Origin of the sequence: Burkholderia sp. BCC1985, assembly GCF_905339915.1 — a bacterium.
In the GTDB taxonomy this organism is placed as follows: domain Bacteria; phylum Pseudomonadota; class Gammaproteobacteria; order Burkholderiales; family Burkholderiaceae; genus Burkholderia.
Window position 1 is genome coordinate 187,401 of the sequence record NZ_CAJPGY010000006.1, and the last position, 18,734, is coordinate 206,134.

16 protein-coding genes are annotated in these 18,734 nt (G+C 69.2%); 4 read left to right on the top strand and 12 right to left on the bottom strand.

Annotated features, from left to right (window positions below):
* Nucleotides 1-31: 31 nt before the first annotated feature.
* The 10 genes from U4Z31_RS08310 to U4Z31_RS08355 form a co-directional block, all read right to left on the bottom strand.
* Nucleotides 32-862 (bottom strand): p-hydroxycinnamoyl CoA hydratase/lyase, encoded by an 831-nt coding sequence (locus U4Z31_RS08310; protein ID WP_044847375.1) that lies wholly within the window; start codon nt 860-862, stop codon nt 32-34.
* 230 nt (nt 863-1,092) lie between these two features.
* Nucleotides 1,093-1,596 carry a MarR family winged helix-turn-helix transcriptional regulator gene (locus U4Z31_RS08315; RefSeq protein WP_044847376.1) on the bottom strand — a complete coding sequence of 168 codons (504 nt, stop codon included), beginning with the start codon at nt 1,594-1,596 and terminating at the stop codon, nt 1,093-1,095.
* 181 nt (nt 1,597-1,777) lie between these two features.
* On the bottom strand, nt 1,778-2,680 hold the full coding sequence (locus tag U4Z31_RS08320; RefSeq protein ID WP_321809947.1) for an SMP-30/gluconolactonase/LRE family protein: 903 nt from the start codon (nt 2,678-2,680) through the stop codon (nt 1,778-1,780).
* 51 nt (nt 2,681-2,731) lie between these two features.
* Nucleotides 2,732-3,751: an L-arabinose ABC transporter permease AraH gene (gene araH, locus U4Z31_RS08325; protein ID WP_044847378.1), complete on the bottom strand. Its 1,020-nt coding sequence runs from the start codon at nt 3,749-3,751 to the stop codon at nt 2,732-2,734.
* A gap of 30 nt (nt 3,752-3,781) precedes the next feature.
* Nucleotides 3,782-5,344 carry an L-arabinose ABC transporter ATP-binding protein AraG gene (araG, locus tag U4Z31_RS08330; protein WP_321809948.1) on the bottom strand — a complete coding sequence of 521 codons (1,563 nt, stop codon included), beginning with the start codon at nt 5,342-5,344 and terminating at the stop codon, nt 3,782-3,784.
* A 20-nt stretch (nt 5,345-5,364) separates the two neighbouring features.
* Nucleotides 5,365-6,378: an arabinose ABC transporter substrate-binding protein gene (locus U4Z31_RS08335; protein ID WP_321798033.1), complete on the bottom strand. Its 1,014-nt coding sequence runs from the start codon at nt 6,376-6,378 to the stop codon at nt 5,365-5,367.
* Nucleotides 6,379-6,465: 87 nt separating this feature from the next.
* On the bottom strand, nt 6,466-7,395 hold the full coding sequence (locus U4Z31_RS08340; protein WP_321809949.1) for a Gfo/Idh/MocA family oxidoreductase: 930 nt from the start codon (nt 7,393-7,395) through the stop codon (nt 6,466-6,468).
* A gap of 24 nt (nt 7,396-7,419) precedes the next feature.
* Nucleotides 7,420-8,349, bottom strand: a complete 930-nt coding sequence (locus U4Z31_RS08345; protein ID WP_044847381.1) for a dihydrodipicolinate synthase family protein — start codon at nt 8,347-8,349, stop codon at nt 7,420-7,422.
* Nucleotides 8,350-8,399: 50 nt separating this feature from the next.
* Nucleotides 8,400-9,758: an MFS transporter gene (locus U4Z31_RS08350; RefSeq protein ID WP_321809950.1), complete on the bottom strand. Its 1,359-nt coding sequence runs from the start codon at nt 9,756-9,758 to the stop codon at nt 8,400-8,402.
* A gap of 280 nt (nt 9,759-10,038) precedes the next feature.
* Nucleotides 10,039-11,790: an IlvD/Edd family dehydratase gene (locus U4Z31_RS08355; RefSeq protein ID WP_321809951.1), complete on the bottom strand. Its 1,752-nt coding sequence runs from the start codon at nt 11,788-11,790 to the stop codon at nt 10,039-10,041.
* A 114-nt stretch (nt 11,791-11,904) separates the two neighbouring features.
* Between U4Z31_RS08355 and U4Z31_RS08360 the strand changes: the two genes are divergently transcribed.
* Nucleotides 11,905-12,855: a LysR substrate-binding domain-containing protein gene (locus U4Z31_RS08360; protein WP_044847384.1), complete on the top strand. Its 951-nt coding sequence runs from the start codon at nt 11,905-11,907 to the stop codon at nt 12,853-12,855.
* 118 nt (nt 12,856-12,973) lie between these two features.
* Here U4Z31_RS08360 and U4Z31_RS08365 read toward each other — a convergent pair whose 3' ends face one another.
* Entirely contained in the window at nt 12,974-13,450 is a 477-nt protein-coding gene (locus U4Z31_RS08365; RefSeq protein WP_124485997.1) for an OsmC family protein, read from the bottom strand.
* Nucleotides 13,451-13,544: 94 nt separating this feature from the next.
* Between U4Z31_RS08365 and U4Z31_RS08370 the strand changes: the two genes are divergently transcribed.
* Nucleotides 13,545-14,201 (top strand): GntR family transcriptional regulator, encoded by a 657-nt coding sequence (locus tag U4Z31_RS08370; RefSeq protein WP_321809952.1) that lies wholly within the window; start codon nt 13,545-13,547, stop codon nt 14,199-14,201.
* A gap of 131 nt (nt 14,202-14,332) precedes the next feature.
* Here U4Z31_RS08370 and U4Z31_RS08375 read toward each other — a convergent pair whose 3' ends face one another.
* On the bottom strand, nt 14,333-15,391 hold the full coding sequence (locus tag U4Z31_RS08375; RefSeq protein WP_321809953.1) for a LacI family DNA-binding transcriptional regulator: 1,059 nt from the start codon (nt 15,389-15,391) through the stop codon (nt 14,333-14,335).
* Nucleotides 15,392-15,581: 190 nt separating this feature from the next.
* Here U4Z31_RS08375 and U4Z31_RS08380 point away from each other — a divergent pair, with 190 nt between their 5' ends.
* Nucleotides 15,582-16,730, top strand: coding sequence for a sn-glycerol-3-phosphate ABC transporter ATP-binding protein UgpC (locus U4Z31_RS08380; RefSeq protein WP_321809954.1), 1,149 nt, complete (start codon nt 15,582-15,584; stop codon nt 16,728-16,730).
* Between the two features lie 9 nt (nt 16,731-16,739).
* The gene (locus U4Z31_RS08385) at nt 16,740-18,734 is read left to right on the top strand and encodes a beta-galactosidase (protein ID WP_321809955.1); all 1,995 of its coding nucleotides are present in this window, start codon (nt 16,740-16,742) and stop codon (nt 18,732-18,734) included.

Below are 18,734 nucleotides of genomic sequence, written 5' to 3' on the forward strand. Positions count from 1 at the left end.
GGCTGCGTTGGCGATTGCTTCGGCGCCTGTATCAGCGCTTGTATGCCTGCAGGCCCGGCTTGATCGTCTTGTCGTCGAGGAACTGCTTCAGCCCCTGCTCGCGGCCGCGCTCCGGATCGCGCAGCTGCGCCTGGTCGAGCTTCGCATACAGGTAATCCTCGCACTGCTCCCACGTGAGTTCGCGCGAGCGCTTGAAGCCGTGCTTCGCGGCACGCAGCACGACCGGGTTCTTGTCCATCAGCCGCGCGGCGAGCGCGATCGTCGCGTCGCGCAGGCCGGCCAGCGGCACGCTGCTGTTCACGAGGCCCATCTCGGCCGCTTCCACGCCAGTGAACGTGTCGCCGGTCATGATGTAGTGCAGCGCGCGGCGATGCCCGACCGTATCGGCCATCGCCTTGCTGACGAGGTTGCCCGGCGGGATGCCCCAGTTGATCTCCGACAGCCCGAACACCGCTTCGTCCGCCGCGATCGCGAGGTCGCACGCGACGAGCGGCGAGAACCCGCCGCCGAAGCACCAGCCGTTCACCATCGCGATCGTCGGCTTGTTGTACATCCGCAGCCGGCGCCACTGCCATTCCGACGCGTCGCGCCGCACCTTTTCCTGCAGCGCGTCGGAGCCGCCGTCGATCTCGCGGAAATATTCCTTCAGATCCATGCCGGCCGTCCACGCGGCGCCCGCGCCGGTCAGCACCAGCACCTTCGCCTCGTCGTCGAACTCGACCGCGTCGAGGACCTCCAGCATCTCCCGGTTCAGCGTCGGGCTCATCGCATTGCGCTTCTCGGGGCGGTTCAGCGTGACCCACGCGATGCCGGCCTCCACGTTCACTTTCACGGTCTGCCAGCGGTTGTCGTACTTGCTCATGTCTGTTCCTGTCGTTCGTTCCTGTGCGATTCGGTGCGCAGCATTCCTGCTGCGGACGGCTTCATTTAATATCAGGCTACCTGATATTGCAAGCGACATGAGCGCCGGTGTAAACCCGGAGCGGAAAGCGGCGGTGACCACGGAATCGGGGCACGGTCGGGCGACCGGCGACGGCGCGTGCACGGCCAACGCGGGCCGCACGGGCCCGCGCCGTCAGGTTCGGAAACGGATCAGCCGCGCAGGTTGCGCGAGAACAGTTCGAGCGCGCGCTGCACGTGCGCGGCGTCGTCGGCGGAGATGTCGCCGAGCATGCGCGCCTCGAGCGGGCGCAGCACGCCTTCGCATTCACGCAACATCGCCGCGCCTGCGTCGGTCAGCGTCAGCAGGATGATGCGGCCGTGCGACGGGTCGGCCTCGCGCGTGACGAAACCGCGGGCGGCCATCACGCTCATCACCTCGTTCGCCGATTGCGGCGTGATCCACGAGCGCTCGGCCAGTTGCGCGTTCGACGAGGCGCCGCGCGCCTCGAGCACCGACAGCGCCGTGTATTGCGCGAGCGTGATGCCGAGCGGCGCGAGCGCGTCGGTCATGTGACGGCGCAGCAGCCGGTCGAGGCCGCCGATCACGTAGGTCAGGCGCTGTTGCACGCGCGCCTTCGGCTTGTCGCCCGTCGCGCGGGCAGCGTTCTTCGCGGCGTTTTTCGGGTTCGCGGGCTTGGTCGGGGTGGAGCTCATGGTGCGGGCGGGATGGGATTGCGGGCCATCTTACCAGCAGGTCGGCGGCGGAACGGGCGTTCCGCGAAGCCGGAACGGCACGGCGCGCGCACGCAAGCGCGGCAAACCGCAGGCCTGAACGCGACGCCGCCGCGTCAGCGGCATCCCATGAACGGGATCCTTACAGTGCGCGAATGCGCGATCAGTTGCGCGGCGCGCCCGCGAATCGCGCGGTCGGCAACCCCGCATGGCGCGTCCGGGCGACGAACACGCCGCCGGCATCGGCATCGCTCGCCAGCGCGTCGTCGCCCAACCCGACGCGCGCGCTCGTCACGTACAAGCGGCCTTCACCATCGATTGCGACGCAGCTCGGCTGCGCGGTCGGCACGGCCATGCGATCCGTCTCGATGCCGTCCGGCCCGTAACGCACCACGCGCCGGCCGCCCCATTGCGCGTTCCACAGCCCGCCGTCGCGATCCATCGTCGAGCCGTCCGGGTCGCCATCAGCATCGGTCAGTCGCGCGAACGGCCGCACGTTGGCCACGTCGCCGCCCGCGCGGTAATCGCAGACGAGAATCTCGCGCACCATCGAATCGCAGAAATGCATCTTCGCGCCGTCCGGCGAGAACGCGATGCTGTTCGCGATCGCGGCCGCCGGCAATGCAAGCCGTTCGAGCGTGAGGTCCGGATTGAGCCGGTAGAAGCCGCCGACCGCGCGCGGCGGATCGCCGCCTTCGTCCTTCATCCCGAACACGAACGCGCCGAACGGATCGCAGCGGCCGTCGTTCAGCCGCGTCGGCAGGTCGGGTTCGACGTCGACGATCCGCGTGAATTCGCCGCTGCGCAGATCGAAGAACGCGAGATGCGTCGCAAGCCCGACCAGCAGCACGTCGGGATCATGCGTGAGCGCGAAGCACGCGAGCCGTTCGGGCATCGGCCACCGCGCGAGGTCCGAGCCGTCCGCGCGGCAGCGCCACAGCCGCGCGCCTTCGATGTCCGTCCAGTACAGCGCGTGCGTCGCGTCGCACCACGTCGCGCCTTCGCCGAGCGTGTTGCGGCTGTCGACCAGCAGCGCCGCCGCCGTGCCCGGATGAGTCTGTTGCATGCCGTCTCCCGATGTCTTTCGCATTCGCAGGCGGCCGCGCGTGCGTCAGGGTCAGATCTTCATCGCGCGCCGCTGGTTGCGACGATACTGGTCGAACAGCACCGCGAGCAACAGAATTCCGCCGCGTATCAGATATTGGTAAAAGGTCGGCACGTTCAAGAGGCTCATCGCATCCTGCACGGAGCCCATGATCAGCACGCCGACCAGCACGCCGGAGATCGTCGCGACGCCGCCCGTCAGCGACACGCCGCCGAGCACGCACGCGGAGATCACGCCGAGTTCGAGACCGACCGACGTCTTCGGGTCGCCGAGGCTCATCCGCGACGCGAGCATCACGCCGGCGAAGCCGGTCACGAGGCCCTGCAGCACGAACACCGCGATCTTGATGCGCATCACCGGCAGCCCCGCGAGCAGCGCGGCCTCGCCGTTGCCGCCGACCGCCAGCACGTTCTTGCCGAACACGGTCTTGCGCAACAGGAAGCCGAACACGACGAAGCCGACGATGTTGCTCCAGATCGGATACGAGATGCCGAGGAACGAGCCGCCGCCGAGATCGAAGAAGCGCTCCTCGGAGATCATCACCGCGTCGCCGTTCGACGTGATGAACGCGAGCCCGCGCACGACTTCCATCATCGCGAGCGTGACGATCAGCGAGTTGATCCGCCAGCGCGCGATCAGCACGCCGTTCACGAGCCCGACCGCGCCGCCCGCGAGCACGCCGGCGGCAATGCCGAGCACGACGCTGTGCGTCGCGGTGATCAGCGTCGACGCGACGACGCCCGAGAACGCGACGATCGACGCGACCGACAGGTCGACTTCGCCGAGCGCGAGCACGAACATCATCGTCACCGCGATCGAGCCGATCAGCGTGACCGACAGCAGCAGGCCCTGGATGTTGCGCGGCGTGAGGAAGTCCGGCACGGTCAGCGACAGCGTCGCGAACAGCACGAGAAACACCATCACGATGCCGGAGCGGTTGATCAGTTGCCACACGCCGCCGCGCGCTCGCGCGGGCGCGGCTGCGGCATCGGGGGACGGGGAAGTGCGTTGGGGTTGCATTGCCTGGCTCATAACGTTTGCTTTCCGGTTGACTGCAGGCCGCTAGCGCGGCAGCGCGAGCTTGATCAGCGCGTCGGGCGTCGCCTGCGCCTTCGCGACCTCGCCCGCGATCCGTCCTTCCTTCATCACGATGACGCGGTCCGCCACGCCGATCACCTCGGCCAGATCGCTCGACACGATGATCACCGTGCGGCCCGCTTCCGCGAGTTCGTAGAACAGGTTGTAGATTTCCGCGCGCGCGCCGACGTCGATGCCGCGCGTCGGCTCGTCCATCAGGAACACGTCGATGCGCTCGGCCAGCCAGCGCGCGAGCACGACCTTCTGCTGGTTGCCGCCCGACAGCGCGCCGATCGGCGTCTCGCCGTCGCGGGTCTTGATCGCGAGCCGCTCGATGTATTGCTGCGCCAGCTCGCGTTCGCGCCGCGTGTCGAGCAGCACGCGCGCCGGGCTGAAATGACGGCGCGCGCTGATGTTCAGGTTGTCGGCCACCGACGCGATCGCGACGATGCCTTCCTGCTTGCGGTCCTCGGGGCACAGCGCGATGCCGGCGCGCACCGCGTGCCGCGGGCTCGCGAACGCCACGCGCTTGCCGCCCAGCTCGACATGCCCGCCCGTGGGCCGCGCCGCGCCGTACAGCAGCTTCATCAGCTCCGAGCGGCCCGCGCCGACGAGCCCGAAGAAGCCGACGATCTCGCCGCGCCGCGCGGCGAACGACACCGGCTCGGACAGGCCGGGCCCGACGAGCCCCTTCGCCTCGATCAGCACGTCGCCGGCCGTGCGCGGCCGGTAGCCGTACACGTCCTCGATCGAGCGGCCGACCATGCAGCCGATCAGCCGGTCGCGGTCGAGCTCGGCGACCGATTCGAACGTCTCGATCCGGCGGCCGTCGCGGAACACCGTCACGCGATCGCACAGCGCGTCGACTTCCTCCATCCGGTGCGTGACGTAGATGATCGCGCGTCCCTCGGCACGCAGCGAACGGATGATGCGGAACAGCTGCGTCGTCTCGCGCGCGGACAGCGAACTCGTCGGCTCGTCGAACGCGATCACGCGCGCGTCGCGCATCAGCGCCTTGCCGATCTCGATCATCTGGCGCTGGCCGATCGACAAATACTTCACCGGGATGTCCGGATCGATGTGCTCGCCGAGCCGCTCCAGCGCATCGAGCGCGCGCACGGCAAGCGCGCGCTCGTCGACCACGCCGAGCCGGCTCGGCAGCTGGCCGAGCATCAGGTTCTCGGCGACCGTCAGCTCGGGTACCAGATGCAGTTCCTGGTAGATGATCGCGATGCCGGCCTCGAGCGCGGCGCGCGTCGACGCGAAGCGCTGCACCGTGCCGTTCAGCGTCAGCGTGCCGGCCTGCGGCTGGTTCACGCCGGACAGCACCTTCAGCAGCGTCGACTTGCCCGCGCCGTTCTCGCCCATCAGCCCGTGCACCTCGCCCGCGCGCACCGACAGCGACACGCCGTCGAGCGCGCGCACGCCCGGGAACGTCACCGTGATGCCGTCGAGCGCGAGCAGCGCGCCGCCGGGCGGCGGCGGCGCGGTGCCGGGCGTGGCCACGTCGTCGTGGCGCGAACTGGCCGTCATCATCTGCATCGTCATCGCGTCGTCGCCCCGCACGTTCAGATGCCGAGCTCGGCGCGCACGGCCTGCCAGTTCGCGCGCGTCATCAGCTTGCCGCTCGTCTGCGTGTCGGCCGGCGGCGCCTTGCCGTTGCGGATCCAGTCGACGAGGTTCTGCGTGCTGTCCTTGCCGTGATTCGTCGAGCTGACCGCGATCGTCCCGTAGAAGCCGGTCGGCTCCTTCTTCTGGAACTCGGCAAACGCCTCGCCCGCGCCGTTGATGCCGACGCCGATCACGTCCGCGGCCGGGATGTGCAGCTGTTCGGTCGCGCGTACCGCGCCGAGCACGGTTTCCTCGTTCAGCGCGTAGACCACCCACTTCTTGATGTTCGGATGGCGCGCGAGCACGGGCGCTGCCGCGCTGAAGCCGCCTTCGTCGTCGGTCGTCTTCTGCGGCGCGTCGAAGATGTTTTCCTTGCGGAAGCCGTTCGCGAGCAGCGCCTGCGTCGCGCCGTCGGTGCGCAGCTTCGCGGTCGGCAGCTCGTAGTTGGTGACGCGCAGCGCGCCGACTTCCTCCGGCTTCCAGCCGCGCCGCTTCATCTCGTCGGCGATCGCCTGGCCGACCTGGTTGCCGATCTTGGTCGCCGACATCCCGAGGTGCGGCACGTTCGGCAGCGGCTTGCCGGTCGAGTCGACGAGCTGGTCGTCGACCGTCACGAACTTCATGTTGTAGCGCTTCGCGCGCGACGCGATCGCCGGCCCGAGGCGCACGTCGGGTGCGCAGATCACGAAGCCCTGCGCGCCTTGCGAGCCGAGGTTGTCGATCGCGGCGAGCACCTTCTCGCCGTCCGGCGTGCCGATCTTCACGACCGAGAAGTTCTCCTTCTGGCCGAGCGCGGACGCCGCGTTCTGCTCGTTGATGAACCATGCCTGCTCGGGCATCTTCACCAGGAAGCCGATCTTCAGCGGCGCGTCGGCGTGCGCGGCGCCCTGCATCCCGAGCGGCGCGAGGCAAAGCGCGGCCAGCAGCGCGCGCAGCGTGTGGCGGCGGATCGTGTGGGTCGTGCGGTTCATGCGGTGTCTCCTTGTCTGTTGGCTTGGGTCTTCAACTTGCGTCGTGCGCATTTCGTCGTGCGCGGTCGCGCTCGCGGCGGCACGGTGTCAGCGGCCGAACGCGTCGGTCCCGACGCGCCGCCCGAACAGGAATGCGTCGGCGACGAGCCGCAACGGCCGCACGTCGACGTCGCTTGCGCCGCGCGCGATCAGCGCGCGGAACTGCGCATACAGCGCCGGGTACTCGCGCTGCGGCCCGAGCTCGACCGGCTCGCCCGCAATCGACAATTGCGCGCCGCCGCGGCTGATCGCGAGCACGCCGTCCGACGTGTCGACCGCGATCTCCCATTGCTCGACGGGGCCGTGCCGCCAGTCGAATTCCGCGCGCACGGGCACGCCGTGCGTATCGGCGCATTCGAGGTCGGCCGCGATCGGCATCTGCGCGTCGCTCGGCACGTAGAGCGTCGCCTCGCGCAGCACGAGCTCGCGCGGCAGGATCCGCGTAACGATCGACAGCGCGTTGATGCCGGGATCGAACACGCCGAGGCCGCCGGGCTCCCAGATCCACTGCTGGCCCGGATGCCAGCGCCGCACGTCCTCCTTCCAGCGCACCTGGACCGCGCGGATCGTGCGCGTCGCGAGCCACGCGCGCGCCGGTTCCACCGCGCTCGCGCAGCGCGAATGCCAGGTCGCGAACAGCGTGAGGCCGCGTTCGCGCGCGAGCGCGTCCAGCGCGGCCACTTCGCCGAGCGTCGCGCCCGGCGGCTTCTCGAGCATCACGTGCTTGCCGGCCTCGAGCGCGGCACGTGCCTGCGCGTAGCGCACCTGCGGCGGCGCGCACAGCGACACGGCGTCGAGCTCGGGCTCGGCGGCCAGCAGCGCGCCCAGGTCCTGGTAGTTGCGCACGCCGTCGACTTCCGCATGACGGCTCGCGCACGCGGTCAGCATGAAACCCGGTTCGGCGGCGATCGCCGGCAAATGCTGGTCGCGCGCGATCTTGCCGATCCCGATCACGCCCAGTGAAATCACGTCGCTCATCTGCGTTTCTCCTTCGCCACTTGCTCAGTGCGCCCAGCGCAGCACGAGCGGATCGAGCCGGCGCGCGATCGCGAGCAGCTCCGCGCGCGTGTCCGGGTGCAGTTCCGGCATCGGGTGCCGCGGCCGCTCGCACGCGATCACGCCGCCGGCGCGCATCAGCGCCTTCGCGGTGAGGATCCCGGACTGGCGGTTCTCGTGATTGATCAGCGGCAGCCACGTCTGATAGCGCGCGAACGCCTCGTCGTGCCGCCCTTCGCGGAATGCTTCGAGGATCGGCCGGATGCCGTCCGGAAAGCCGCCGCCCGTCATCGCACCGGTCGCGCCGGCATGCAGGTCGGCGAGCAACGTGATCGCCTCCTCGCCGTCCCACGGCCCTTCGATCGCGTCGCCGCCGAGCCGGATCAGCTCGCGCAGCTTGTTCGCCGCACCCGGCGTCTCGATCTTGAAGTACGCGACCTGCTCGATCTCGCGCGCCATGCGCGCGAGGAACGGCGCGGACAGCGCGGTGCCGCTCGCGGGCGCATCCTGGATCATGATCGGGATGTCGATCGCGTCCGACACGCGTGCGAAGAACTCGAAGATCTGCGCTTCGGGCACGCGGAACGTCGCGCCGTGATACGGCGGCATCGCCATCACCATCGCCGCGCCGAGCTGCTGCGCACGCAGGCTGCGCGCCGCGCACACCTGCGTGCCGTAGTGCGACGTCGTGACGATCACCGGCACGCGGCCGGCGACGTGTTCGAGGATCGTGCGCGTGAGCACGTCGCGTTCGTCGTCGGTGATCGCGAACTGCTCGGAGAAGTTCGCGAGGATGCACAGCCCGTCCGAGCCCGCGTCGATCATGAAGTCGACCGCGCGCTTCTGGCTTGCGAGGTCGAGCTCGCCGGTCTCGGAAAACGTCGTCGGGACGACGGGGAAGATGCCGCGATAGCGCGGCGTGCTGCTCGATGTCATGGTTCGGTCCTGCGTCGGTCGAAGCGGCGTTCAGCCGGAAAACACGGGGTTCAGGATTCGCCGGCGAATGTGCCCGCGGCCGGCTCGGGCGCGCGCAGCGCGGCGCGCACCACGAACGTCATCAGCACCGCGAACAGCAACGTCGCCGCGAGGAAGTACAGGCCGGCCGCGAGGCTGCCGGTCGACGCCTTGATCAGGCCGATGCCGTACGGCCCCAGGTAGCCGCCGAGATTCGCGAGCGAATTGATCGCGGCGATGCCGACCGCCGCGCTCGTGCCGGTGAGGAATTCGCCGGGCAGCGCCCACACGACGGCCTGGATCGAATACAGCGAGAACGCGGTCAGGCAGATGAACAGGAACTGCAGCGCCGGTTCGCGCACCCACGCGCTCGCGGCCATCGTCACGGCGGCGGCCGCCGACACGACGACGATGTGCCAGTAACGCTCGCGCTTGCGATCCGAATGACGCGGCACGACGAGCAGGCCGACCACCGCGAACAGGTACGGCACCGCGGACAGCAGCCCCGTCGCCGCATCGCCGGTGCCGAACGCGTGGATGATCGTCGGCAGCCACAGCGACAGCCCGTAGATGCACAGCGGAAACGGCAGGAACAGCGCGGCGAGCAGCAGTACGCGGCGGTCGCGCAATGCGGCGAGCGGATTGCCGTGCGAATCGGGGCGATACGTGTCGCGATCGGCGGCGAGCTGCCGCGCGATCCAGCGGCGCTCGTCGTCGTTCAGCCAGCGCGCATGCACGGGCGATTCGGGCAGCAGCAGCAGCGTGGGCCACGCGAGCAGCACGGCCGGCAGGCCGCTGACGACGAACAGCGTCTGCCAGTCCGACAGGCCGAACAGCCCGTGCGTCGACAGCAGCCAACCGGCGAGCGGGCCCGTCACGATGCCGGCGAGCGGCTGCGCAAGGACGAGCAGGCCGATCACGCGGGCACGGTCGCGCATCGGGAACCATTGTGTGAGGAAGTACAGGATGCCGGGATAGAGGCCGGCTTCCGCCGCGCCGAGCAGGAAGCGCAGCACGTAGAAGCTGGTCGGTCCCTGTACCAGCGCCATCGCCATCGTGATCACGCCCCACGTCGCGAGGATGCGTGCGAACCAGACGCGCGCGCCGAAGCGTCCGAGCGCGAGGTTGCTCGGCACCTCGCACAGGAAGTAGCCGATGAAGAACAGTCCGGCGCCGAGTCCGTATGCGGCATCGCCGAGGCCGATCGCCGCGTTCATGTGCAGCTTCGCGAAGCCGACGACGGTACGGTCGACGTAGGCGACCACGTAGATCAGCGCGAGGAACGGCACGAGCTTGCGCGTGAGCAGGCGGGTCAGTTGCCGTTCGTCGACGGCTGTCGGCGAATCGGACTGGTCCGCCACGGCGTGCGCGGGGGGGTACTGCGTCGTCATCTTGTCTCCTGTCGACCACCGTTGGCGCTTTAGCGCTTACGGGGGCCCCATGCTTCGCGGTCGGCGTACGTTGGCGCTTTAGCGCTTACGTACGCCCCATGCTTCGCGGTCGGCGTACGTCGGCGCTTTAGCGCTTACGTGCGCCCCATGCTTCGCGGTCGCCCCCGTTAGCGCTTCGCGCTTGCGGGGCCCCATGCTTCCCGCTCGACCAAGGCCGCCGCGTCAACTCGTTTCCCTCAGGCCCCGCCACAATCCGCGTCCCTGCACGGCTATGCGTCGCTCAATGCGAATGGCTCGGCACGTCCGCGCCGCGCGTGCCGACCAGGAAGTCGAGGTCGCACCCTTCGTCGGCCTGCAGCACGTGATCGATATACAGCCGCGCATAGCCGCCCTTGCCGAGCTGCCCGGCCACGCCCGGCGCCGCGGTCGGATCGACGTCCGACAGGCGCCGCTGCAGTTCGTCATCCGAAATGTCCAGATGCAGCGTGCCGGCCTCGCAGTCGAGCTCGATCCAGTCGCCGTTGCGCACGGCTGCGAGCGGCCCGCCCGCGGCCGCTTCCGGCGCGACGTGCAGCACGACCGTGCCGTATGCGGTGCCGCTCATCCGCGCATCCGAGATCCGCACCATGTCCTTCACCCCTTGGCGCAGCAGCTTCGGCGGCAGCCCCATGTTGCCGACCTCGGCCATCCCCGGATAACCGCGCGGCCCGCAGTTCTTCAGCACCAGCACCGAGCTCGCGTCGACGTCGAGCGCTTCGTCGTTGATCGTCGCCTTGTAGTGATCGAGATTCTCGAACACCACCGCGCGGCCGCGATGCTTCAGCAGCTCGGGGCTCGCCGCCGACGGCTTCAGCACCGCGCCGCGCGGCGCGAGATTGCCGCGCAGGATGCAGATCCCGCCGTCGGAGATCAGCGGCCGGTCGAGCGGGCGGATCACCTCGTCGTCGTAGTTCGGCGCTTCGCGCACGTTGTCCCACAGCGACTTACCGTTGACCGTCAGCGCGTCCGGATGCGGCAGCAGCCCGCCTTCGCCGAGCCGGCGCAGCACGGCCGGCAACCCGCCCGCGTAATAGAACTCCTCCATCAGGAAGCGCCCCGAGGGCATCAGGTCGACGATCGTCGGCGTGTCGCGGCCGATGCGCATCCAGTCCTCGAGTTCGAGCGGCACGCCGATGCGGCCCGCGATCGCCTTCAGGTGGATCACCGCGTTGGTCGAGCCGCCGATCGCCGCGTTCGCGCGGATCGCGTTCTCGAATGCGGCGCGCGTCAGGACCTTCGACAGCACGAGCCCTTCGAGCGCCATCTCGACGATGCGGATGCCCGACATGTGCGCGAGCACATAGCGGCGCGAATCGACCGCCGGAATCGCCGCGTTGTGCGGCAGCGCGACGCCGAGCGCCTCGGCCATGCACGCCATCGTCGACGCGGTGCCCATCGTGTTGCAGGTGCCGGCCGAGCGCGACATGCCGGCCTCGGCCGACAGGAAGTGGTGCAGGTCGATCTCGCCCGCCTTCAGCGCTTCATGCAGCTGCCACACGGCCGTGCCCGAGCCGATGTTCTTGCCTTCGAGCTTGCCGTTCAGCATCGGGCCGCCCGACACGACGATCGCCGGCACGTCGCAGCTCGCCGCGCCCATCAGCAGCGCGGGGGTCGTCTTGTCGCAGCCGGCTAGCAGCACGACCGCGTCGATCGGGTTGCCGCGGATCGCTTCCTCGACGTCCATCGACGCCAGGTTGCGCGTGAGCATCGCCGACGGCCGCAGGTTCGATTCGCCGTTCGAGAACACCGGGAACTCGACCGGGAACCCGCCCGCCTCGGAGATCCCGCGCTTCACGTGCTCCGCGAGCTTGCGGAAGTGCGCGTTGCACGGCGTCAGTTCGGACCACGTGTTGCAGATGCCGATGATCGGCCGGCCGTCGAACTCGTGATCGGGGATGCCCTGGTTCTTCATCCAGCTCCGGTACATGAAGCCGTTCTTGTCGTTGGTGCCGAACCATTGGGTGGAGCGCAGCCTGGGTTTCGTTGCCGACATCGTCAGTCCTGTGGTGACGGGATACCGGCGGAGTCTAGGCAGAATTTTGATAACTGGCTAATGACGTTTTAGGCGATTACGATATCGATTCCGATATCGATATAAACCCGTACGATGCCCGAAGCCAGCCCGTGGGGAAACCGCAGCCGCCTGAAGACCCGCCAGCTCCTGCTGGTCGTCGCGCTCGCCGACGAAGGCAGCATCCACCGCGCGGCGGCCGCGCTGAGCATGACGCAACCGGCCGCGTCGAAGCTGCTGCGCGAACTCGAGGAATCGATCGGCGCGGTGTTGTTCGAGCGGCTGCCGCGCGGGATGCGGCCGACGCTGTACGGCGATGCGCTGATCCGCCACGCGCGCGCGGCGCTCGGCAGCCTCGACCAGGCGCGCGAGGAGCTGGCCGCGCTGAAGGCCGGCCATCTCGGGCATGTGGCGGTGGGCGCGATCACGTCGCCGGGGCTGCGGCTCGTGCCGCCGGCCGTCGCGGCCGTCAAGGGGACGCATGCGAACGTGCGCGTGTCGGTGACGATCGACACGAGCAACGTGCTGCTCGAACACCTTGCGCAGGACAAGCTCGACATCGTGCTCGGCCGGCTGTCCGCCGAACACGACAAGCTGCACCTGCGCTACGAGCCGCTGACCGGCGAGCCGGTCGCCGCGGTCGTGCGGCCGGGCCATCCGCTGCTCGCGCAGGCGCCGCTGTCGCTCGCCGACGTGCAGCGCGCCGCTTGGGTCATGCCGCCGGCCGGCAGCGTGCTGCGTCACCGCTTCGAGCTGGTGTTCCAGCGCGCGAGCCTCGCGCCGCCCGCGAACGTGGTCGAGACGGCCGCGCTGCTGTTCATCACGCAGTTGATCGAGCAGAGCGACATGATCGCGGTGCTCGCGGAGGACGTCGCGCTGTACTACGCGCGCCACGGGATCGTCACGGTGCTGCCGCTGGAGATGGATTGCCGGATGGACGATTTCGGGATCATCACGCGCACGGACCGGCTGCCGTCGCCGGCTGTCGAGGTGATGGCCGATGCGATTCGGGCGGCGGCTCGGGAGGTGTACGGGGTCGTGTTGTGAGGCGACGCGGCCCGGTTTCGTCGAGCCTGCTCGCCTGTCGAAAGACACGCGTGCGCTCGCGTCCCGCGTTTCGGTTACGCCCGGTACGCAGCGAACCCCGCCCGTTCCGCGGCATGCATCACGCTTCCGCGACCTCGATCACCGGCTCGCACCGGATCGGGAAGTTCACGGAGTTCGCCACATAGCACTTCGCATGCGCGTCGTGATGCAGCCGCTCGGCGAGCGCACGATCGTCGCCCGCCTGGATCGTCACGCGCGGGTGCAGCACGATTTCGGTGAAGCGCCCCGGCCCGGGGCTGTCGAGCATCGTCCCTTCCGCATCGTCCACATACGCCAGCACGCGGATTCCCGCATCGGAACACAGATGCAGATACCAGAGCTTGTGACACGCCGAGGCCGACGCGAGCAGCAAGTCTTCCGGATTCCAGCGCGCCGCATCGCCGCGGAACGCCGCGTCCGACGAGCCCGGAATGTCCGGCTTCGAACCCGCGCGGATCACATGATCGCGGCCATATTCGCGATACCCCGACGTGCCGGTTCCCCGGTTGCCGGTCCACTCCACTGCCACGCGGTACTTGTGTTCGCCATGCGCCATCTCGCTCTCCTTCGATATCGGAACGTGAGGTCATCATTGTGGCACCGGAATGCGGTTTGGTATACCATTATTCCAAAATGAGGAGCGCAGGAACATGGAAGCCAGACTCGATTCGACGGCGGACGCGGTGGCTGCATCGTTGCGGGAGATGATCATCAACGGCGAGTTGCAGGCAGGCGAGCGGCTCGTCGAGCGCGACCTCGCCGAACGCTTCGGCATCAGCCGGATTCCGATGCGCGAGGCGATCCAGCGCCTCGAACGCGAAGGATTACTGGATATATTCAGGAATCGCGGCGCGGTCGTGCGGATGCTGAGCGCATCCGACGTGCAGGAGATCTACGACATGCGCACGCTGCTCGAAGGCGACGCGATCTACCGCAGCGTGAAGCGGCTCGACGACGAAACACTCGCGCGCGCCGAACTCGTGCACAGGCTGCTCGGCGAATCGAACGTGCCGCGCCGGCAAGGCGAGCTGAACCGCGAATTCCATGCGCTGCTGTATTCATGCTGCGGCAACGAGCGGCAGTTGAAGGCGATCGCGGAGCTGCGCAGCCAGGTCGAGCGCTACGAGCGACTTCAGACAACGTTGCTCGCGGATACGCCGTCATTCCAGGTCGAGCATGAAGAAATCCTGCACGCGTGCCGCGAACGCAACGCACGTGGCGCGCGCGCGATGACGGTCGCGCACCTCGATTCGGCCCGGCGCATCGTGATGCGGCTCGTCGAGGACGATCTGCGCCTTGGGGCGTGATCGCGCCACTCTTGCGATTCCATCTACCGGCCCGCGGCCGGCCTCTACTCAGGCTTAGCCCGTCGGCTTCGGCTTCGGCTTCGGCTTCGGCTTCGGCTTCGGCTTCGGCTTCGGCTTCGGCAAGCATGACACTACGCGACACGCCCCGCGTGGCCGCCTTCTCCCGCTAAGCCATCGCGCACCGCCCCCGTCGTCCCGCGCACCACCAGCCGCGGCACCGACGCCGTCCGCACGCGCGATGCATCGTCGACCTGACCGCCCGCCTCGCGCAACGCGTTGAGCAGTTTGACCGCGAGCCCCGCGGCCTCGGCGGTCGGAATCGCGACGGTCGTCAACGTAGGACGCGTATCGCTCGCCAGATGAATATCGGTGATGCCGACGATCGACAGATCGTCGGGCACACGCCGGCCGCGATCGGCGGCCGCGTGCAGCGCGCCGATCGCGGGCAGGTCGTTGGTCGCGACCAGCGCGGTCAGCCCGGGATGCGCGTCGAGCAGCCGGCCCGCCGCACGCACACCGCCTTCGATCGAATCGGGCTCGGCCGCGACGATCGACGCGTCGAGCCCCGCATCGCGCATCACGTCGACGAAGCCGTCGTAGCGCGCCGCCTGCACGCCGCTCGCCGAGCCGCCGACGATCACGCCGATCGTCTTGTGCCCGAGTTCGACCAGATGCCGCGTCGCAATCCGCCCCGCCTCGCGAAAATCCACCGCGACGCACGGCAAGCCTTCAGGCGGCGCATCGGGCCGCTCCCACAGACACAGCACGACCGGCACGCCGCGCCGCGCGACGTCGACCAGATCCGGCAGGTGCAGGTTCGCGTTGGTCACGAGAATCCCCTCGGAAATCGTGCCGGCGATCTGGTCGAGATACGCGCGCCCCTGCAACGGATCTTCGTTCGTATTGCAGACGATCAGGAATTGCCCGTTGCGCCGCACCGCGCGCTCGACCGCGAGCGCGAACTCCGGATAGAACGGGTTCGCGATGCTCGACACCATCAGCGCGACCGTCGGCGCGCGCCCTTCCGCCAGCGCCCGCGCGGCCAGATGCGGCCGGTAGCCGAGCGCCTGCACCGCTTCGAGCACCCGCGCGCGGGTGGCTTCGCCGACCCGGCCGCGGTCGCGCAGCACGTTCGAGACCGTCGCGGCCGTCACGCCGGCGCGACGGGCCACTTCATCCAGTGTCGCCATGATTTGCCCACTATATGAAACGTCGATCCAGTATTTGCTTCGCTCACCGAAGCGGCGCACTATCGCCGCACACCCTGCCGCCCGACCGACGGGCGCGACTCGGCCGCGATCGCGATCGGCTCTTTTTTTGATCGCGTTGCTTAAGCGCTTAAGCATCGACGAAGGCGCATTAGAACATGGAGCGGAGACAATGGCGAGCATCTCGATGCGACGCGTGCAGAAAGCCTATGGCGAGCACGCGCCGGTCATTCGCGACGTCGATCTGGAGATCGGCGCGCACGAGTTCTGCGTGTTCCTCGGCCCGTCCGGCTGCGGCAAGTCGACCCTGCTGCGGATGATCGCGGGCCTCGAGGACCTGAGCGACGGCGAGCTGTCGATCGACGGCCGCCGCGTCGACGACGTGCCGGCCGCCGAGCGCGGCGTCGCGATGGTGTTCCAGAGCTACGCGCTGTTTCCGCACATGACGGTCTACGAGAACATGGCGTTCGGGCTGAAGCTCGCGCGCGTGCCGAAGGCCGAGATCGACCGGAAGGTGCGCGACGCCGCGCGGATCCTGCAGCTCGACACGCTGCTCGAGCGCAAGCCGAAGGCGCTGTCCGGCGGCCAGCGGCAGCGCGTCGCGATCGGCCGCGCGATCGTGCGCGAGCCCGGCGTGTTCCTGTTCGACGAGCCGCTGTCGAACCTCGACGCGGCGCTGCGCGGTCAGACCCGCATCGAGATCGCGAAGCTGCACCGGCAGTTCGAGCGCGCGAGCGTCGTCTACGTGACGCACGACCAGACCGAAGCGATGACGCTCGCCGACAAGATCGTGCTGCTGCACGCCGGCGCGGACACCGCGCGGCACGGCAGCATCGCGCAGGTCGGCGCGCCGCTCGACCTCTATCACCATCCGGCGAGCCGCTTCGTCGCCGGCTTCATCGGCTCGCCGCGGATGAACTTCCTGCCGGCCGTCGTCACCGCCTGCGACGCGCGGCGCACGATCGTCACCGTCGTGTTGTCCGGCGAAACCTTCACGCTGCCGCGCGACGGTTCCGCGCTCGCGGTCGGCGCGGCCGTCACGCTCGGTATCCGCCCCGAACACCTGACGCTCGGCGCCGCGCACGACGCGACGACGCTCGCGCGCGACGTCGCGCTCGTCGAACGCCTCGGCGAGCAGACCTACGTGCACCTCGACCAGGCCGGCGGCACGCCGCTGATCGCGAAGGTGCCCGGCGACGCCCCGCTGCGCCGCGGCGAACGCGTGCACGCGCATGCGCCGGCCGCCGCCTGCCATCTCTTCACCGAAGACGGCCGCGCGGTGCCCGCGTGCGCCGACCTTCCCGTCCACCACTACGCATAAGGATCGGGCATGCGCCTCGGAGTCTGTTACTACCCGGAACACTGGCCGGAATCGATGTGGGCCGACGACGCCCGCCGGATGAAGGCCCTCGGCATCGCGCAGGTGCGGATCGCCGAATTCGCATGGAGCCGCATCGAGCCGTCGCCGGGCGAATACGACTGGGGCTGGCTCGACCGCGCGATCGACGTGCTCGGCACGGCCGGCCTCGAGATCGTGATGTGCACGCCGACCGCGACACCGCCGAAATGGCTCGTCGACCGTCACCCCGACATCCTCGCGATCGGCGCGGACGGCCGGCCGCGCAAGTTCGGCTCGCGCCGCCACTACGACTTCTCGTCGCCGACCTATCTGGAAGCGTCGCGCCGCATCTGCACCGCGGTCGCCGAACGCTACGGCCGCCACCCGGCCGTGCGCTACTGGCAGACCGACAACGAGCTCGGCTGCCACCAGACTGTCGTCAGTTACTCGCCCGCCGCGCTCGTGCGTTTTCGCGCATGGCTGCAGGCGCGCTACGGCACGATCGACGCGCTGAACCGTGCGTGGGGCACCGTGTTCTGGAGCATGGAGTACCGGCATTTCGACGAAATCGATGCGCCGGTCGGCACCGTGACCGAAGCGCATCCGTCGCACCGCCTCGACTACCGGCGCTTCGCGTCGGATGAAGTCGCGCGCTATCACCGGATGCAGGTCGACGTGATCCGCGCGCATTCGCCGGGCCGCCCGGTCGCGCACAACTTCATGCAGCTCTTCACCGAGTTCGATCATTACGACGTGGCGCGCGACCTCGACGTCGCGACCTGGGACAGCTATCCGCTCGGCGCGCTCGAGGAGCAATGGTTCGCGCCCGACGTGAAGGCGCGCTGGCTGCGCACCGGCCATCCGGATTTCGCGTCGTTCAATCACGACCTCTATCGCGGCATGTCGAAGCTGCCGTTCTGGGTGATGGAGCAGCAGCCGGGCCCCGTGAACTGGGCGCAGTGGAACCCCGCGCCGCTGCCGGGCATGGTGCGGCTGTGGAGCTGGGAAGCGTTCGCGCACGGCGCCGGCTGCGTGTCGTACTTCCGCTGGCGGCAGGCGCCGTTCGCGCAGGAGCAGATGCATGCGGGCCTGCACACGCCCGACGACCGGCTCGACGAAGGCGGCCGCGAAGCGCAGCGCGTCGCGCAGGAGATCGCCGGCGTGCTCGACGCAGGTGCCGATGCCGACGCGAACGGCGCGGTGCGTGCACCCGTCGCGCTCGTGTTCGACTACGAAGCGAAGTGGCTGTTCGAAGTGCAGCCGCAAGGCGCCGATTTCCACTACCCGCGCTTCGCGTTCGAGTACTACTCGGCGCTGCGTTCGCTCGGCCTCGACGTCGACATCGTATCCGCGCACGCGCCGCTCGACGGCTACCGGCTCGTCGTCGTGCCGCCGCTGCCGGTCGTGCCGGACGACTTCGCGGCACGGCTCGCCGCATCCGGCGCGCATGCGGTGTTCGGCCCACGCACCGGCTCGAAGACCGCCGACCTGCGGATTCCGCCGACGCTGCCGCCCGGCCCGCTCGCGTCGATCCTGCCGGTACGCGTGTGGCGCGTCGAATCGCTGCGGCCGAACGTGACCGAGCGGATCGACGGCACGCTGCGCGACGGCGCGCCGCTCACCGGCGACGCGCGTCACTGGCGCGACCTCGTCGAACTGCGCGACGACGACGCGCGCAGCGTCGTGCGCGCGCGTTTCGCCGACGGTCATCCGGCCTGCGTGTCGCACGGCACGCTGCACTACTGGGCCGCGCTGTTCGACGACGCGACCACCGCGCGCCTGTTCGCCGACGTCGCGGCCGAAGCCGGCCTGACACCGTCGCCGCTCGGCGACGGCGTGCGCGTGAGCCGGCGCGGCGGCCTGACCTACGTATTCAACTACGGCAGCACGCCGCACACGATCGATGCGGTGCCGCCGTCCGCTTTCGTGGTCGGCGCCGCGCAGGTCGAGCCGCAAGGCGTCGCCGTGTATCGAAGCCGTTCGTAG

Excerpts from the sequence above, each read along its gene's own strand:
- U4Z31_RS08385 (WP_321809955.1), top strand. The coding sequence starts at position 16,740 with ATGCGCCTCGGAGTCTGTTACTACCCGGAACACTGGCCGGAATCGATG.
- U4Z31_RS08380 (WP_321809954.1), top strand. The coding sequence starts at position 15,582 with ATGGCGAGCATCTCGATGCGACGCGTGCAGAAAGCCTATGGCGAGCAC.
- araH (WP_044847378.1), bottom strand. The coding sequence starts at position 3,751 with ATGAGCCAGGCAATGCAACCCCAACGCACTTCCCCGTCCCCCGATGCC.
- U4Z31_RS08315 (WP_044847376.1), bottom strand. The coding sequence starts at position 1,596 with ATGAGCTCCACCCCGACCAAGCCCGCGAACCCGAAAAACGCCGCGAAG.
- U4Z31_RS08350 (WP_321809950.1), bottom strand. The coding sequence starts at position 9,758 with ATGACGACGCAGTACCCCCCCGCGCACGCCGTGGCGGACCAGTCCGAT.
- U4Z31_RS08360 (WP_044847384.1), top strand. The coding sequence starts at position 11,905 with ATGCCCGAAGCCAGCCCGTGGGGAAACCGCAGCCGCCTGAAGACCCGC.
- U4Z31_RS08355 (WP_321809951.1), bottom strand. The coding sequence starts at position 11,790 with ATGTCGGCAACGAAACCCAGGCTGCGCTCCACCCAATGGTTCGGCACC.
- U4Z31_RS08345 (WP_044847381.1), bottom strand. The coding sequence starts at position 8,349 with ATGACATCGAGCAGCACGCCGCGCTATCGCGGCATCTTCCCCGTCGTC.
- U4Z31_RS08370 (WP_321809952.1), top strand. The coding sequence starts at position 13,545 with ATGGAAGCCAGACTCGATTCGACGGCGGACGCGGTGGCTGCATCGTTG.
- U4Z31_RS08340 (WP_321809949.1), bottom strand. The coding sequence starts at position 7,395 with ATGAGCGACGTGATTTCACTGGGCGTGATCGGGATCGGCAAGATCGCG.
- U4Z31_RS08335 (WP_321798033.1), bottom strand. The coding sequence starts at position 6,378 with ATGAACCGCACGACCCACACGATCCGCCGCCACACGCTGCGCGCGCTG.
- U4Z31_RS08310 (WP_044847375.1), bottom strand. The coding sequence starts at position 862 with ATGAGCAAGTACGACAACCGCTGGCAGACCGTGAAAGTGAACGTGGAG.
- U4Z31_RS08320 (WP_321809947.1), bottom strand. The coding sequence starts at position 2,680 with ATGCAACAGACTCATCCGGGCACGGCGGCGGCGCTGCTGGTCGACAGC.
- U4Z31_RS08365 (WP_124485997.1), bottom strand. The coding sequence starts at position 13,450 with ATGGCGCATGGCGAACACAAGTACCGCGTGGCAGTGGAGTGGACCGGC.
- U4Z31_RS08375 (WP_321809953.1), bottom strand. The coding sequence starts at position 15,391 with ATGGCGACACTGGATGAAGTGGCCCGTCGCGCCGGCGTGACGGCCGCG.
- araG (WP_321809948.1), bottom strand. The coding sequence starts at position 5,344 with ATGACGATGCAGATGATGACGGCCAGTTCGCGCCACGACGACGTGGCC.